We start from the raw sequence: 15,128 nt of genomic DNA, 5'->3' as shown, positions 1-15,128 counted from the left end.
AAATGCGTCATCGTAAAACAGGTCGTTATTTTAACAAAAATAGTTCACATCGTAATGCAATGTTAATTAACATGGTTAATTCATTAATTAATAATGAAATCATTAAAACTACTTTAATGAAAGCTAAAGAACTCAGAAAAATAATAGAACCCATGATTACTATTGCTAAAAAAAATACTATTTCTAATAAAAGATTAATAAGAGCTAAAATAAATAATAAAATTAATATTATTAAACTCTTTAATATTATTGCTCCTAAATTTCAAAATAGATTAGGTGGATATACACGTATAATAAAATGTGGTTTTCGTAATGGAGATAAAGCACCTATGGCATATATAGAATTAATAGAAAGAAAAATAATTCTAAAAGATAAAAATCTTAAGTAATTACAACATCTCTTCGAAAAATATTTCTATACTGATTAAGATTTAAAAAATTTTGAATATTCATTTGTTTTTTCCCGCTAGGTTGAATAATTTGAATATTTAAAATTCCATTTGTAGTATTTATTTGTATACCATATCTATTAATTAATAATATTGTACCAGGTACTTTAGTTGCATAATTACTATTAAAATTATTAATAACTTCTGCTTGCCATACTTTAAATCTTTGATCTTTTATCATAAAAAAAGTACCTGGTCTAGGATTAAAAGCACGAACCATACATTCAAGTTTTTTAGCAGGTAAATTCCAATTTAATTTACACTCTATTTTAGATATTTTTTTTGCATATGTAGGTTTTATCATATTTATATTTTGAGATTTAAATTTTATTTGTTCGCCTTTTGAAATTTTCTTTAAAATAAATAGTAAACCTTGTAATCCTAATACAGCTAGTTTTTTATATAATGATCCATATGTATCATAAAGTAAAATATTATATTCAATTTGATAAATAATATCACCTTCGTCTAAAAAATTATTTATTTTGATTATACTAATACCTGTTTTTAAATCATTTGCTAACAACGCTCTTTGTATAGGAGCAGCACCTCTCCATCTAGGTAATAATGAAGCATGTATATTCATACAAAATAATTTAGGTATATTTAGTATTTTATTAGGTATTAAAAAACCATAATCTATAACTATTATAATATCACAATGATAATTAATAAGATTTTTAATTAATTTTAAAGAATTTAAAGATTCTGGTTGTAATATATTAATTTTATATTTTATTGCTAATTTTTTTACAGAATTAGAAGTTAATTTATATCCTCTATTAGCATAAGTATCTGGTTTAGTAATGACACAAGATATTGTGTAAATATTATTTATTAAACCTCTTAAATGATAAGCAGCAAATTTTGAAGTACCTATAAAAATAATTTTTATTTTTTTTTTCATTTTATATGATTCTGTTTTTTTAAAAACATTATTTTATGATTAATTTTGTTTATTTTATCATAAATTCTTTGATATTTTAAATTTGATAAATAATCAATAAATAAAATCCCATTTAAATGATCAATTTCATGTTGTATACAAAAAGATAATAAATTACTTGCTTTTATTTCAATAATTTCATTCATTAAATTTTTAGCTTGAACTCTTATTTCATTAAATCTTAAAACAAAATATTTTTGTTTTATAGGTATAGATAAACAACCTTCTTTACTATTAATTTTTAATTTATTAAATTTTATTATTTTAGGATTAATAAGAATAATAGGATTATTTTTCTTTTTAGTGATATCAATAACTATAATTCTTTTATTTATTCCTATTTGTGTTGCTGCTAAACCAATCCCATTATAAGAATACATAATTTTAAGCATATTATTTCCTAATAATTTAACATCATTATTAATATTTTTAATTGATTTAGCTATATTTCTTAGTTTTTTATTAGGAAAATATAATAATTTAAGTATAGACATATTTAATATCTTTTTTTTTAAAAAAAAATTTATAAAATAATATAATTTTTTAATCTTTAACATATTTATAGTAATAATATATAATTCATTTATAACTTTATCAAATAATTTATAAAAAAATTATGGATATAAAAATTTTTATTAATGCATTAAAAATGGGTAAAATTATAGCTTATCCAACTGAATCTGTTTTTGGATTAGGATGTGATCCAGATAATGAAAAAGCAGTAAATAAATTATTAAAAATAAAAAAACGTAGTATAAAAAAAGGATTAATTTTAATTGCATCTAAATATAATCAATTATTAAAATATATAAATGAAAAAAAAATTCTTAAAAATCAAAAAAAAAAAATATTATCTACTTGGCCTGGTATTATTACATGGGTTATGCCTATTTCAATAAATACTCCTTATTGGTTAACTGGAAATTTTAATTCTATAGCAGTTCGTGTAACTAATCATTATTTAACAAGTAAATTATGTAATTATTTTGGAAAACCTATTGTTTCTACGAGTGCAAATATTTCAGGTAAAAAACCATGTTTAACATATCAAGATGTATTATTTCATTTTTATGATATTAAAGAACATATTTTAATTTTAAATGGAAAAACAGGAGGTTATTTAAATCCATCAGAAATTAGAGATAGTTTTACAAATTTAGTTATACGTAAAGGATAAATATGAAAATGTTTGCAGTATTTGGTAATCCTATAAAACATAGTAAATCTCCAATTATACATCAATTATTTGCACAACAAACAGGAGTATTACAAAATTATAGAAAAATTTATGTTCCAATAAATAATTTTTATAAAAAATTTTTTTATTTTTTTAAAAATGGGGGTATAGGAGCAAATATTACAATCCCTTTTAAAAAAAGGGCATATAAATTATGTGATATTTTAACAAAAAGAGCTAAATATTCTGGTGTTGTAAATACAATAAAAATTCTTAATTCAAAAAAAATTTTAGGAGATAATACTGATGGTGTTGGGTTATTAAAAGATTTACAAAATTTAAAATTTATTAATACTAAAAGTAATATTTTATTAATAGGTGCTGGAGGAGCTGCTCAAGGAATTATATATCCATTAATTAAATTTGGTTGTAATATTACAATTATTAATCGTACTTATCAAAATACTAAAAAGATTATTAAATTTTTTAAAAATATAAAAAATATTAATTCTTTAAAAGAAGAAGATTTATTTAGTATTAGTAATAAATTTAAATATAATTTAATTATTAATGCTACATCTAGTAGTATTAAAGGAAATATTCCTAATATTCCTTCTTCAATTATTAAACCTGATGTTTTTTGTTATGATCTTTTTTATAATTTTAATAATACACCATTTTTAAAATGGTGTATTATTCATGGAGCTAAAAGAATATCAGATGGGATTGGTATGTTAATTGAACAAGCAGCATATTCTTTTTATTTATGGCATGGTATTATGCCAAATACTAAAATAATAATTAAAAAATATAAAAAATATAATTAATAATTATATTTTATATTAATAAAGGATTTTGTATGACATATAAATTACCTAATTTATTATATAAATATTCCGATTTAGAACCATTTTTTGATACAAAAACAATGGAAATACATCACAAAAAACATCATCAAAATTATATTAATAATACAAATTTAATACTTAAAAAAAATAATATAAAAGATATTGAAATTAATAAATTAATATCTAATTTAAATAAATTATCAATCCCATCTTCACAAAAAAAATTTTTACGTAATAATGCAGGAGGTCATGCTAATCATAGCTTTTTTTGGAAAATTTTAAAAAAAAATACTCAACCAAATAATATTATTTTAAATATTTTAAAAAATGAATTTAGTAATTTAGAAAATTTTAAAAAAAAATTTGAAGAAAAAGCCTTAAATTTTTTTGGATCAGGATGGATTTGGTTAGTGAAAAAAAAAAATATATTAAAAATAATCACAACAATAAATCAAGATAATCCATTAATGGATAATGATAATAAATTAATAAATATACCTATTATAGGATTAGATTTATGGGAACATGCATATTATTTAAAATATCAAAATCAAAAAAATTTATATCTTAAAGCTTTTTGGAATGTTTTAAATTGGGATAAAATTACACAATTATTATTAAATAAATAATTATTTATGATGTATTTTATTAAAAATAAAATACATCATTTTTAAAAAAAATTTATTTTTTTTAAAAATTTTATATAATTAAATAATGATTATAAATTATTAAAAATATTATTATGTCTTATGCATTAGAAATTAAAAATTTATCTAAAATTTATATTAATAATTATAAAGTTTTAAAAAATTTTAATTTAAGAATTAAAAAAGGAGATTTTTATGCTTTATTAGGACCAAATGGTGCTGGCAAAACAACAATTATAGGGATAATTACTTCTTTGATTAATAAATCTTCAGGAAAAATAAAAATTTTTGGATTAGATATTAAAAAAAATGAATATCAAACGAAAAAAAAAATAGGATTAGTACCTCAAGAATTTAATTTTAATCCATTTGAAACAGTATTACAAATATTAATTAATCAAGCTGGATATTATGGTATTACAAAAAAAAAAGTTATTATAAAAATTGAAAAATATTTAAAAATATTAAAACTATGGAAAAAAAGAAACCAAAAAGCTAATAATTTATCATTAGGGATGAAAAGATGTCTAATGATAATTAGAGCATTAATTCATGATCCTAAATTATTAATTTTAGACGAACCTACCGCAGGTATTGATCTTAAATTACGTTACTATATATGGTCTTTTTTCAAAAAATTAAATATTAAGAAAAAAATAACAATAATTTTAACAACTCATTATTTAGAAGAAGCAGAATTTTTATGTCGTAATATTGGAATTATAAATAATGGTATATTAATAGAAAATTGTTCAATAAATAAATTATTAAACAAATTAAAATTTGAAGTTTTTATATTAGATTATAAAAAATTAAATAATATTTTTCCTAAAATTTATGGATATAAATATAAAATAATTAATAACTATCAATTAGAAATTACAGTAATGAAAAATCAAAATTTAAATAATATTTTTGAACAATTAAATGAACAAAATATTCAAATTATTAGTATTAAAAATAAATATAATAGATTAGAAAAATTATTTATGGAATTTTTTTATAAATAGGATTATTAAAATGATATTTAATTCATATTTAATTATATTATTTACTATTTTACGAAAAGAAATTAATCGTTTTATGCGTATTTGGATACAAACTATATTCCCCCCTATTATGAATGTAATATTATATTTTATAATATTTGGTAATTTAATTAATTTACATATTGATAAAATATCAGGATTTAATTATATACAATTCATTATACCTGGATTAATTATAATGAGTATTATCAATAATTCATACTCTAATGTAGCATCATCTTTTTTTGGAGCTAAATTTCAACATTATATAGAAGAATTATTAATAGCTCCTATACCAATTCATATTATTATATTAGGATATATTAGTGGAGGTATAATACGAAGTATTATTATTGGCATAATTTTAACTTTTATCTCTATATTTTTTATTTCTTTAAATATATATTCATATATATTTTTTATAATTATTGTTATTTTAACATCTACTTTATTTTCTTTAGCTGGTTTATTAAATGCTATTTTTGCTAAAAATTTTGATGATATTAATTTTATTCCTACATTTATATTAACTCCTTTAACATATTTAGGAGGAATATTTTATTCACCTTCAATTTTACCTATATTTTGGCAAAAAATATTAAAAATAAATCCAATATATTATATTATTTCAGGATTTCGTTATAGTTTTTTAGGAATAAAAACAGTATCATTATTTTTAACCATAAATATTTTACTTTTTTTTATTATTATTTTATATTTATTTACTTTTATTTTAATTAAAAAAGGTGTAGGATTAAGAAATTAAAAAAATAAAATTTATAAAAATATCTTATATTTAAAACATTTATAGTTAAGTATTTTTATATAAATATTTTATTCAGCTATTTGCCTAGCACGTATTTCTGCTAATGTTTTACAATCGATACATAAATTTGCAGTAGGATGTGCTTCTAATCTTTTTATTCCAATTTCAATGTCACAACAATCACAATAACCAAAATTTTTAGTATCAAATTTTTTTAATGTTATTTCTATTTTTTTTATTAATTTTCTTTCTCTATCTCTATTTCTTAGTTCTAAACTAAATTCTTCTTCTTGTGAAGCTCTATCTATAGGATCTGGAAAATTAGATGTTTCATCTTTTATATAAGATATTGTATTATTAAATTTATTATTTATTTTATTTTTCCATGATTCTAAAATTTTTTTAAAATGTGATAATTGTTTTTTATTCATGTATTTTTCGTTAGGTTTTAATTTATATGGCGATACTCCTGCAAGAGATAAAATATTTAAAGATGATAAAAAATTATTATTTTTTTTCATATAGTCTCCAAATTAGTTATTAAATAAAAAAATGTTTTTTAAATTATAAAAAATTTAAATTTAATTATTAAAAAAAATATAAGAATATTTTAAAACTTATTTATTATAAATAAATAATAGTATTTTATAATAATATTATATATATTTATACCAATTTTTTATATTTTTAAAATACTATTTATTATCTTGTAATATTATTATTATTAATATATAATAAAGATAAAATTTTAGTTAACTTTAATTAAAGTAATCTACTATAATATCAAAATATTTATAATTTTTTTTTATAAAAAAAATTATTAAATATAATATCCATACAGGAATATTAAATTCATGCAATATAAGACTAATGTTTTAATACATTTAAATGATAAAAGTTTTCAATCTGAAATAAAAAAAAAAAAATTAGTTTTGGTTGATTTTTGGGCAGAATGGTGTAATCCATGTAAAATATTTTCTGAAGTTTTAGAAAAAGTATGTTATAAATATAAAAATATAGTTTTTACTAAATTAAATATTGAAAAATATAAAAATATTGCAGAAAAATATAATATTCGTAGTATCCCAACAATTTTATTATTTAAAAATGGAGAAATTATTGATAAAATGATTGGTTCCATAAATCAAACACAATTAGAAAATTTTTTAGATAAAAATTTAAAATAATGTATTTATACTTTTTAAAAAGAGGGAAAGATATGATAATTAATTTTTTCTTAATAAATAATAAAATATTTTAGTTATTTTATTGTTTTAAATAGAGATGTTATTATATTTTTTAAATTTTATATAAATATTTAAGAATTATTCAAAGTTTAAGACCTCACCATTATGAATCTTACCGAATTAAAAAATAAACCAATATCTGAATTAATAGATTTAGGTGAAAATATTTATCTAGAAAATTTAGCTAGAATGCGGAAACAAGATATTATTTTTACTATATTAAAACAACATTCCAAAAGTGGAGAAGATATTTTTGGTGATGGAGTATTAGAAATATTACAAGATGGATTTGGATTTTTACGTTCTTCTGATAGTTCTTATTTAGCAGGACCTGATGATATTTATGTATCTCCAAGTCAAATTAGACGTTTTAATTTACGTACAGGAGATACGATTTCTGGTAAAATACGGCCTCCTAAAGAAGGAGAAAGATATTTTGCATTACTAAAAGTAAATCAAGTAAATTTTGATAAACCAGAAAATGCTAGAAGTAAAATTCTTTTTGAAAATTTAACACCATTACATGCAAATTCTAGATTAAGTATGGAAAGAGGTAATGGTTCTACAGAAGATTTAACAGCACGTGTTTTAGATTTAGCTTCACCAATAGGTCGAGGACAACGAGGCTTAATAGTAGCTCCTCCTAAGGCAGGAAAAACTATGTTATTACAAAATATAGCACAAAGTATAGCATATAATCATCCTGATTGTGTATTAATAGTTTTACTTATTGATGAACGACCTGAAGAAGTTACTGAAATGCAAAGATTAGTTAAAGGAGAAGTAATAGCATCAACTTTTGATGAACCTCCATCTAGACATGTTCAAGTATCAGAAATGGTTATTGAAAAAGCTAAAAGGTTAGTAGAACATAAAAAAGATGTTATTATTTTATTAGATTCTATGACAAGATTAGCTAGAGCATATAATACTGTTGCTCCTGCATCTGGAAAAGTTTTAACTGGTGGTGTTGATGCAAATGCATTACATCGTCCTAAACGTTTTTTTGGAGCAGCAAGGAATGTAGAAGAAGGAGGAAGTTTAACAATTATAGCAACAGCATTAATTGATACAGGATCAAAAATGGATGATGTTATTTATGAAGAATTTAAAGGAACTGGTAATATGGAATTACATTTATCACGTAAAATTGCAGAAAAAAGAGTTTTCCCTGCTATAGATTATAATAGATCTGGAACTAGAAAAGAAGAATTATTAAGTTCACAAGAAGAATTACAAAGAATGTGGATTTTAAGAAAAATAATTCATCCTATGAATGAAATAGATGCAATGGAATTTTTAATAAATAAACTATCAATGACAAAAACTAATAATGATTTTTTTGATATGATGAAAAGATCTTAATATTATTATATTTATATTTTTTATCAAAAATTATATTAAATTAAATTATTTAATTTATGTTATTATTTATAAATATAAAAATTATTAAAAATTTTTTATAAAAAAAACTAGACATTAAAGAAATTAATTTGTTATTATTGATAAGATAATATGTTGCACCCGTAGCTCAGTAGGATAGAGTACTGTTTTCCGAAAACAGAGGTCTCAGGTTCAATTCCTGTCGGGTGCAAAATTATAAGATTTTTTATTGTAATTTTAAATTAATTTTAATGGTGGTTATAGCTCAGTTGGTAGAGCACTGGATTGTGGTTCCGGTTGTCATGGGTTCGATTCCCATTAACCACCCAAAATAAACATTAAATATAGCGCGGCGAGTAGCGCAGCTTGGTAGCGCAACTGGTTTGGGACCAGTGGGTCGGAGGTTCAAATCCTCTCTCGCCGATATTTTTTCATAATTTATAAATTATATTATAATATTATTTTTAATAATATATTTTTTAATATCATTAATAGTAATTAATATCATTTTATTTTTTTTCGCAAAAGATATAGTATCAAATATTTTCGCCATAGATCCGTCTTTATTTGTTAATTCACATAATACTCCAGTAGGTTTCATTTTAGCAATTTTTAATAAATCTATTGTTGCTTCAGTATGTCCTTCTCTCTTTGATAATCCTCCACTAACTGCTCTTAATGGAAATACATGTCCAGGTTTATTTAGATCTTCAGGAACAACATTATTTGAAATAGCTGTTTTAATAGTTGTAAATCTATCTTTTGCAGATACTCCAGTAGAAATACCTTTTGCTGCTTCAATAGTAACTGTAAATCCTGTTTTATAAATACTGGTATTTTTTTTTACCATCATAGGTAATTTTAATTTTTTACGTAAATATTCGGTAATACATAAACAAATAATACCACTACCATATCTAATAGAAAAAGCTATATCTGATACAGAAATATTTTCTGCTGCAAACACTATATCACTTTCATTTTCTCTTTTTTCATTATCTAAAATTAAGATACCATATCCTTTTTTTAAAGAATTAATAGCATTTTTAATGCGTACTTTATAATTACCAAACTCTTTATTAAGTATATTCATATATATAATATTTTTTTTTATAGTTTAATAGTATTATATATTAATTTTATTAAATAAATTTTCTTTAAAAAAAATACAAATACTATAATAATAGTAGTACGATAATTTATTATATTAATTATAAATTAAAATATTATTTTAAGGAGTAATAAATTGAAAATTTATTTAGTAGGTGGAGCTATACGTGATGATCTTTTAAATATTAAAGTAACCGATAAAGATTGGGTTGTTGTAGAATCAAGTATTGATTTAATGTTAAAATTAGGTTTTAAATTAGTTGGTAAAGATTTTCCTGTTTTTTTACATCCAAAAACTCATGAAGAATATGCATTAGCAAGAACAGAATATAAATTTGGACATGGATATAAAGGATTTAAATATTGTGCATCCTCTAAAATTACTCTTAAAGAAGATTTATTACGTAGAGATCTTACTATCAATGCTATTGCAAAAGATGAATCAGGAAATTTTTATGATCCATATAATGGATTAAAAGATATTAAAAATCGTTTATTAAAACATGTTTCCTCATCTTTTCAGGATGATCCATTGAGAGTTTTACGTGTAGCTAGATTTGCTGCAAAATTAAAATATTTAAATTTTCGTATTCATGATAATACATTAAAATTAATGAAAATTATGAGTAATTCAGGAGAATTAGCATATTTAAAACCAGAAAGAATTTGGAAAGAAACATATAATGCTTTACAATCAACACATCCTCAAGTTTTTTTTCAAATTTTAAAAAAATGTAATGCTTTATCTATTATTTTCCCAGAAATAAATTCATTATATGGTATCCCAGCTCCATTAAAATGGCATCCAGAAAAAGATACAGGAATACATACTATGCTATCATTAAAAATGATATCTAAACTTACAAAAAATATATCTACAAGATTTGCAACATTATGTCATGATATAGGTAAAGGATTAACTCCAAAAAGATTATGGCCAAGACATCCTGGACATGGAGAAGCTGGAATACCTTTAATCAAGAAGTTATGTGATAGATTAAAAATTCCTAGTAATTTTAAAAAATTATCTATATTAACCGCTAAAATACATGATATTATTCACGATATATATAATCAAACTCCGGAAAATATATTAAATATATATAATATAATTGATGCTTGGAGAAAACCTGAAAGAGTAAAACAAATAGCTTTAATTAGTGAAGCTGATGCAAGAGGTAGATTAACATTAGAATCTCTTGAATATAAACAAGGAAAATATTTTATTAGTATGTATAAATATATTTCTAAATTAAATATAAAAAACATAATTAATAATAATAATTTAAAAGGATATAATATAAATAAAAAAATTCAAGATGAAAGATTAAAATTAATAAAACATTTTCTAAAAATGAAAAATTAAAAATATTTTTGTAAAAAATAATTAGTTTAAAAAAAATAGTAATATTATTAAAAATAAACGATATAAAATAAACCATTTCAAAGAAATGTTATTTATAACATAAATAAATTTTTTAATGATAATTAAACTAATAAAAAATGAAATAAAAAAACCTATAAAAAATACTTTTATATTAAGAAAGTCTATTATTGTATAATTATTATATAATTCTAATAAATTAACACCAAAAATAATAGGTATTGATATAATAAAACAAAATTTAGTTGCAACAGTACGTTTTATCCCAAGTAATAAACTAATTGATAATGTTGCACCTAATCTTGAAATCCCTGGTAATAAAGCTAAACATTGAAAACATCCAATAAAAAAAATATTTTTATATGATAAATAATTCATATTATTAATTTTATATTTATTAGGTTTAAATTCTTCAGAAATATATAATAATATTCCGCCAATAAGTAATCCATAAATAATATAATTAATATTATTTATTGTTTTAATATTTTTATAAAAAATTAATCCAACAAATATTATTGGTAAAATAGATATAAAGATATGAAAAATATTTATTTTTTTTTGAGAAAAAAAATTATATTTAATTGTATTAAATATAATTTTTATCATTTCATTCCAAAAAAGTATTAATATTGCTAATGAAGGTCCTAATTGAATAATAATTTTAAAAAATTTAAAATTATTATTTTCTATAATATTTAATATTTTAGAAAAAATAATAATATGAGCACTTGAAGATATAGGTAAAAATTCTGTTAGTCCTTGTATAATACTTAATATTATACAAGAAAAATAATTTAATAACATTATATGTTCTCAATTAAATTAATAAAAAATATTTTAATTAAAATATTTTTTGTAAAAACTTTTTTATAGAATTCAAATTCTATCTTCTAAAGATAATTTAGAATTTATACTAATATTGTTTAGTACATATTTATTTTTTTTTAAAAAAAAATTTTTTGCCCCAATATAAGCAATCATGGCTGCATTATCAGTACATAATTTTTTATTACTATAAAATAATTTAATATTATTTTTTTTTAAATTTTTATATAAAAATTTTCTTAATTTTTTATTCGAACTAACTCCCCCCGCTATTACTAATTGATTAATATTATATTTTTTTAAAGCCCATAAGCTTTTAATATAAAGAGTTTCTATAACAGCTTCTTCTAATGAAGAAGCAATATCTGCTTTAATTTGAAAATTGTTTAAATCTTGTTTTTTTATAAAATTTGTTACAAAAGTTTTTAATCCAGAAAAACTAAAATTTAAATTATTTTTTTTAAAAGTCATGGGTCTTGGAAAAAAAAATTTTTTTGGAGTTCCAAATTTTGATAATTTGAATAAATTTTTACCCCCAGGATAATCTAGTCCTAATAATTTAGATACTTTATCTAAAGTTTCTCCTACTGCATCATCTATACTTGTTCCTAATATTTTATATTTTCTAAATTTAGATGTATAAATTAATTGAGTATGTCCACCAGAAATTAATAACCCTATAAAAGGGAAAATTGGTTTTTGTTTTTGTAACATAATAGAAAATAGATGTCCTTCCATATGATTTACAGGGATAGCAGGGATATTTAAAGAAAAAGCTAAAGTATGAGAAATAATTGCTCCTATTATTAAAGAATTTATTTGTCCCGGTCCTGAAGTATAAGCTATTGCATTAATATCATATAATTTTTTTTTTATTTTTATTAATGATTTTTTAATTAAAGGAATAATTTTTTTTAAATGGTTTCTTGCAGCTAATTCAGGTACAACACCTCCATATTTAGAATGAATTTTTTGCGTGTAAATATTATTACATAATATTCCTATTTTTTTATCATAAATTGCTACTGCTGTATCATCACATGAGGTTTCTATACCCATTACAATCATATTTAATCTTCTGTTAATTAATTAATTATTTTTAAATTTAAGTAATATAAAAAAATTATTTATATATTTTTTATTATATACTATAATAATTTATTATTATAAAAAAATAAATATAAAATAGGTAATTTATATATGCCGATTATAAAAGTACGTGATAATGAACCATTTGATTTAGCTTTAAGACGTTTTAAACGTTCATGTGAAAAAGCTGGTATTTTAGCTGAAGTAAGACGTAGAGAATTCTATGAAAAACCAACAACTGAAAGAAAAAGAGCTAAAGCTTCTGCAATTAAAAGACATGCTAAAAAAATATCTAGAGAAAATGCTAAAAGAATACGTTTATATTAGAATTATTATTTTTTATACAAAATAATAAATTATGAAAAATTATTTTTATGTCTAGATATATATCTCGTATTTTTATTAATAATTTATTAAACCAAATTGATATTGTATTTTTAATTAAAAATAAAATTAAATTAAAAAAAAAAGGAAAAAATTTTTTTGGGATTTGTCCTTTTCATTTAGAAAAAAATCCTTCTTTTGTAGTTAATTCTTTAAAACAATTATATCATTGTTTTGGGTGTGGTGTGCATGGTAATATTATTGATTTTGTAATGAAATATGACAATTTATCTTTTCTTGAAAGTATAGAATCAATAGCAAATATATTTAATATTCCTATTATTTATAATAATAAATCTAATTTTTCACAAAAAGTGTTTCAAAAAAATAAAATTTATTATAAATTAATTTTTAATTTAAGTATTTTTTATAAAAATTCTTTATTAAATCCATTAGGTAAAGAAGCATATAAATATTTATTAAATAGAGGATTAAATTTATATATTATAAAATATTTTTCTATTGGATTTTCTCCTTTATATTGGCAAAAAAAAATTTTAAATAATAAAAAAATTATAAAAATTTTATATGAAAAATTAGGTATTTTAAGAATAAATACTAGAAATAATAATTTTTATGATATTTTTTATAATAGAATCATATTTCCAATCAAAAATATAAAAGGTTATATTGTTGGATTTGGTGGAAGAGTTTTTCACAATATTAATCCTAAATATTTAAATTCTTCAGAAAATAATATTTTTCATAAAAGTAAAGAATTATATGGATTATACGAAACTAAAAAAGAAAATAATATTATAAAAAAAATACTAATAGTAGAAGGATATATTGATGTTATTAGTTTATTTCAATTTAATATAAAATACGCAGTATCTATATTAGGGACTGCTATTACTAATAGCCATATAAAAAAATTATTTAGTATAACAAATAAAATTATTTATTGTTTTGATGGAGATAAAGCAGGTATAGAAGCACAATGGAAATCTTTAAAAATTAGTTTACCACATTTAGTGAATGGAAAAGAAATAAAATTTATAATTTTACCTAGTGGAGAAGATCCTGATAGTCTAATTAGAAAAGAAGGAAAAATTCTTTTTGAAAAGAGAATTAATAATAATTTATCATTTTCAAAATTTTTTTTTAAACAATTATTTTTAAAAAATTTATCTTCTTCTTGTGAAGAAAAAACAAATTTTATTTATAAAGCATTATCATTAATTAAATTAATTCCTGATTATTTTTTTCAAATTAATTTAATCAAAAAATTAGGAGAAAAAATAGGTATTACTAATCTTGTAGATATATATAATTCATTAAAATTTAAAAAAAAAATAGTTATACATAATAATTTAAAAAAAACTACTATTCGTATATTATTAAGTTTATTAATACAAAATCCTAAATTAATAAAATTTGTCCCAAAATTAAAACTTTTTAAAAGTTCAAATATTAATGGATTATTTTTTTTAATAAAATTTGTAAATTTTTATAAAAATAAAAAAATAACAACAGTTAATATATTAGAACAATATAGGGGTACAAAATTAAAAAAAATTCTTGAAATTTTAGTAACATGGAACCATATGATTCCCGATCATAAAATAAAACAATTTTTTATAAATTTAATAAAAAAATTAAAAATAAATATTTTAGAAGATAGGATAAATTATTTAATTTCTTTAGATAGACAAAAAGGTTTAGATTATAAAAAAAAAAAAGAATTATGGTCTTTAAATCAAATATTAATTAAAAAAAAATAATTTGAAAAATTTAATAAAATATATTTAAAATATTATTAATAATAAATAAATTTTATTTATTAATTAAATAATTTGTTTTTAATTTTATTTAATAAAAAATTTATTTAAATATTAATAA

The 15,128-nt window shown here is 19.6% G+C and carries 17 protein-coding genes and 3 tRNA genes; 14 read left to right on the top strand and 6 right to left on the bottom strand.

All coding sequences use genetic code 11. The features are described from left to right. The first annotated feature begins 2 nt into the window (after positions 1-2). Entirely contained in the window at positions 3-389 is a 387-nt protein-coding gene (gene rplQ, locus GJU05_RS01245; protein WP_208753734.1) for a 50S ribosomal protein L17, read from the top strand. On the opposite strand, the gene fmt is transcribed toward rplQ, so the two are convergent. Both fmt and def read right to left on the bottom strand, forming a co-directional pair. Then, positions 382-1,356: a methionyl-tRNA formyltransferase gene (gene fmt, locus GJU05_RS01240; protein WP_208753733.1), complete on the bottom strand. Its 975-nt coding sequence runs from the start codon at positions 1,354-1,356 to the stop codon at positions 382-384. The genes rplQ and fmt overlap by 8 nt on opposite strands. Beyond that, on the bottom strand, positions 1,353-1,889 hold the full coding sequence (def, locus tag GJU05_RS01235) for a peptide deformylase (protein ID WP_208753732.1): 537 nt from the start codon (positions 1,887-1,889) through the stop codon (positions 1,353-1,355). The genes fmt and def overlap by 4 nt, the downstream gene beginning before the upstream one ends. 122 nt (positions 1,890-2,011) lie before the next feature. On the opposite strand from def, the gene tsaC reads away from it, so the two are divergent. From tsaC to GJU05_RS01210, 5 genes are all read left to right on the top strand, one after another. Continuing rightward, positions 2,012-2,572 (top strand): L-threonylcarbamoyladenylate synthase type 1 TsaC, encoded by a 561-nt coding sequence (gene tsaC, locus GJU05_RS01230; RefSeq protein WP_208753731.1) that lies wholly within the window; start codon positions 2,012-2,014, stop codon positions 2,570-2,572. 2 nt (positions 2,573-2,574) lie between these two features. Then, positions 2,575-3,399 (top strand): shikimate dehydrogenase, encoded by an 825-nt coding sequence (gene aroE, locus GJU05_RS01225; RefSeq protein ID WP_208753730.1) that lies wholly within the window; start codon positions 2,575-2,577, stop codon positions 3,397-3,399. 32 nt (positions 3,400-3,431) lie between these two features. Beyond that, positions 3,432-4,049, top strand: a complete 618-nt coding sequence (locus GJU05_RS01220) for a Fe-Mn family superoxide dismutase (protein ID WP_208753729.1) — start codon at positions 3,432-3,434, stop codon at positions 4,047-4,049. 113 nt (positions 4,050-4,162) lie between these two features. Continuing rightward, positions 4,163-5,077 carry an ABC transporter ATP-binding protein gene (locus GJU05_RS01215; protein WP_208753728.1) on the top strand — a complete coding sequence of 305 codons (915 nt, stop codon included), beginning with the start codon at positions 4,163-4,165 and terminating at the stop codon, positions 5,075-5,077. A 13-nt stretch (positions 5,078-5,090) separates the two neighbouring features. Then, the gene (locus GJU05_RS01210; RefSeq protein WP_208753940.1) at positions 5,091-5,861 is read left to right on the top strand and encodes an ABC transporter permease; all 771 of its coding nucleotides are present in this window, start codon (positions 5,091-5,093) and stop codon (positions 5,859-5,861) included. A gap of 68 nt (positions 5,862-5,929) precedes the next feature. Here the strand turns inward: GJU05_RS01210 and dksA are convergent, their stop codons facing one another. Continuing rightward, the gene (dksA, locus tag GJU05_RS01205) at positions 5,930-6,382 is read right to left on the bottom strand and encodes an RNA polymerase-binding protein DksA (protein WP_208753727.1); all 453 of its coding nucleotides are present in this window, start codon (positions 6,380-6,382) and stop codon (positions 5,930-5,932) included. 333 nt (positions 6,383-6,715) lie between these two features. On the opposite strand from dksA, the gene trxA reads away from it, so the two are divergent. From trxA to GJU05_RS01180, 5 genes are all read left to right on the top strand, one after another. Then, a complete protein-coding gene (gene trxA / locus GJU05_RS01200; RefSeq protein ID WP_208753726.1) occupies positions 6,716-7,048 on the top strand; it encodes a thioredoxin in 333 nt (110 codons plus the stop codon). Positions 7,049-7,213: 165 nt separating this feature from the next. After that, positions 7,214-8,473 carry a transcription termination factor Rho gene (gene rho, locus GJU05_RS01195; protein WP_168893083.1) on the top strand — a complete coding sequence of 420 codons (1,260 nt, stop codon included), beginning with the start codon at positions 7,214-7,216 and terminating at the stop codon, positions 8,471-8,473. Positions 8,474-8,628: 155 nt separating this feature from the next. After that, a tRNA-Arg gene (locus GJU05_RS01190) sits at positions 8,629-8,702 on the top strand. Positions 8,703-8,745: 43 nt separating this feature from the next. Continuing rightward, positions 8,746-8,818, top strand: a tRNA-His gene (locus GJU05_RS01185). Positions 8,819-8,841: 23 nt separating this feature from the next. Beyond that, a tRNA-Pro gene (locus tag GJU05_RS01180) sits at positions 8,842-8,915 on the top strand. A 21-nt stretch (positions 8,916-8,936) separates the two neighbouring features. Here GJU05_RS01180 and ribB read toward each other — a convergent pair. Beyond that, positions 8,937-9,584 (bottom strand): 3,4-dihydroxy-2-butanone-4-phosphate synthase, encoded by a 648-nt coding sequence (gene ribB / locus GJU05_RS01175; RefSeq protein WP_208753725.1) that lies wholly within the window; start codon positions 9,582-9,584, stop codon positions 8,937-8,939. Positions 9,585-9,737: 153 nt separating this feature from the next. Between ribB and GJU05_RS01170 the strand changes: the two genes are divergently transcribed. Continuing rightward, on the top strand, positions 9,738-10,967 hold the full coding sequence (locus GJU05_RS01170; protein WP_208753724.1) for a multifunctional CCA addition/repair protein: 1,230 nt from the start codon (positions 9,738-9,740) through the stop codon (positions 10,965-10,967). A gap of 21 nt (positions 10,968-10,988) precedes the next feature. Here GJU05_RS01170 and GJU05_RS01165 read toward each other — a convergent pair whose 3' ends face one another. Next, positions 10,989-11,792: an undecaprenyl-diphosphate phosphatase gene (locus GJU05_RS01165; protein ID WP_208753723.1), complete on the bottom strand. Its 804-nt coding sequence runs from the start codon at positions 11,790-11,792 to the stop codon at positions 10,989-10,991. A gap of 72 nt (positions 11,793-11,864) precedes the next feature. Further along, positions 11,865-12,881, bottom strand: a complete 1,017-nt coding sequence (gene tsaD, locus GJU05_RS01160; RefSeq protein WP_208753722.1) for a tRNA (adenosine(37)-N6)-threonylcarbamoyltransferase complex transferase subunit TsaD — start codon at positions 12,879-12,881, stop codon at positions 11,865-11,867. 132 nt (positions 12,882-13,013) lie between these two features. Here tsaD and rpsU point away from each other — a divergent pair, with 132 nt between their 5' ends. Then, positions 13,014-13,229, top strand: a complete 216-nt coding sequence (gene rpsU / locus GJU05_RS01155) for a 30S ribosomal protein S21 (protein WP_208753721.1) — start codon at positions 13,014-13,016, stop codon at positions 13,227-13,229. Positions 13,230-13,276: 47 nt separating this feature from the next. Continuing rightward, entirely contained in the window at positions 13,277-15,010 is a 1,734-nt protein-coding gene (dnaG, locus tag GJU05_RS01150; RefSeq protein WP_208753720.1) for a DNA primase, read from the top strand. Positions 15,011-15,128: the final 118 nt, after the last annotated feature.

It is taken from the genome of Enterobacteriaceae endosymbiont of Donacia fulgens, from assembly GCF_012567545.1.
Taxonomy (GTDB): Bacteria; Pseudomonadota; Gammaproteobacteria; order Enterobacterales; family Enterobacteriaceae.
The sequence above is the reverse complement of the archived record's forward strand: the minus strand, read 5'-3'. Positions and strand labels throughout refer to the sequence as shown.

Bases quoted from the DNA above. Each gene is read 5' to 3' on its own strand.
- def (WP_208753732.1), bottom strand. From the start codon at position 1,889: ATGTCTATACTTAAATTATTATATTTTCCTAATAAAAAACTAAGAAAT.
- fmt (WP_208753733.1), bottom strand. From the start codon at position 1,356: ATGAAAAAAAAAATAAAAATTATTTTTATAGGTACTTCAAAATTTGCT.
- dnaG (WP_208753720.1), top strand. From the start codon at position 13,277: ATGTCTAGATATATATCTCGTATTTTTATTAATAATTTATTAAACCAA.
- tsaD (WP_208753722.1), bottom strand. From the start codon at position 12,881: ATGATTGTAATGGGTATAGAAACCTCATGTGATGATACAGCAGTAGCA.
- rplQ (WP_208753734.1), top strand. From the start codon at position 3: ATGCGTCATCGTAAAACAGGTCGTTATTTTAACAAAAATAGTTCACAT.
- GJU05_RS01215 (WP_208753728.1), top strand. From the start codon at position 4,163: ATGTCTTATGCATTAGAAATTAAAAATTTATCTAAAATTTATATTAAT.
- trxA (WP_208753726.1), top strand. From the start codon at position 6,716: ATGCAATATAAGACTAATGTTTTAATACATTTAAATGATAAAAGTTTT.
- GJU05_RS01165 (WP_208753723.1), bottom strand. From the start codon at position 11,792: ATGTTATTAAATTATTTTTCTTGTATAATATTAAGTATTATACAAGGA.
- dksA (WP_208753727.1), bottom strand. From the start codon at position 6,382: ATGAAAAAAAATAATAATTTTTTATCATCTTTAAATATTTTATCTCTT.
- tsaC (WP_208753731.1), top strand. From the start codon at position 2,012: ATGGATATAAAAATTTTTATTAATGCATTAAAAATGGGTAAAATTATA.
- aroE (WP_208753730.1), top strand. From the start codon at position 2,575: ATGAAAATGTTTGCAGTATTTGGTAATCCTATAAAACATAGTAAATCT.
- rpsU (WP_208753721.1), top strand. From the start codon at position 13,014: ATGCCGATTATAAAAGTACGTGATAATGAACCATTTGATTTAGCTTTA.
- GJU05_RS01220 (WP_208753729.1), top strand. From the start codon at position 3,432: ATGACATATAAATTACCTAATTTATTATATAAATATTCCGATTTAGAA.
- rho (WP_168893083.1), top strand. From the start codon at position 7,214: ATGAATCTTACCGAATTAAAAAATAAACCAATATCTGAATTAATAGAT.
- ribB (WP_208753725.1), bottom strand. From the start codon at position 9,584: ATGAATATACTTAATAAAGAGTTTGGTAATTATAAAGTACGCATTAAA.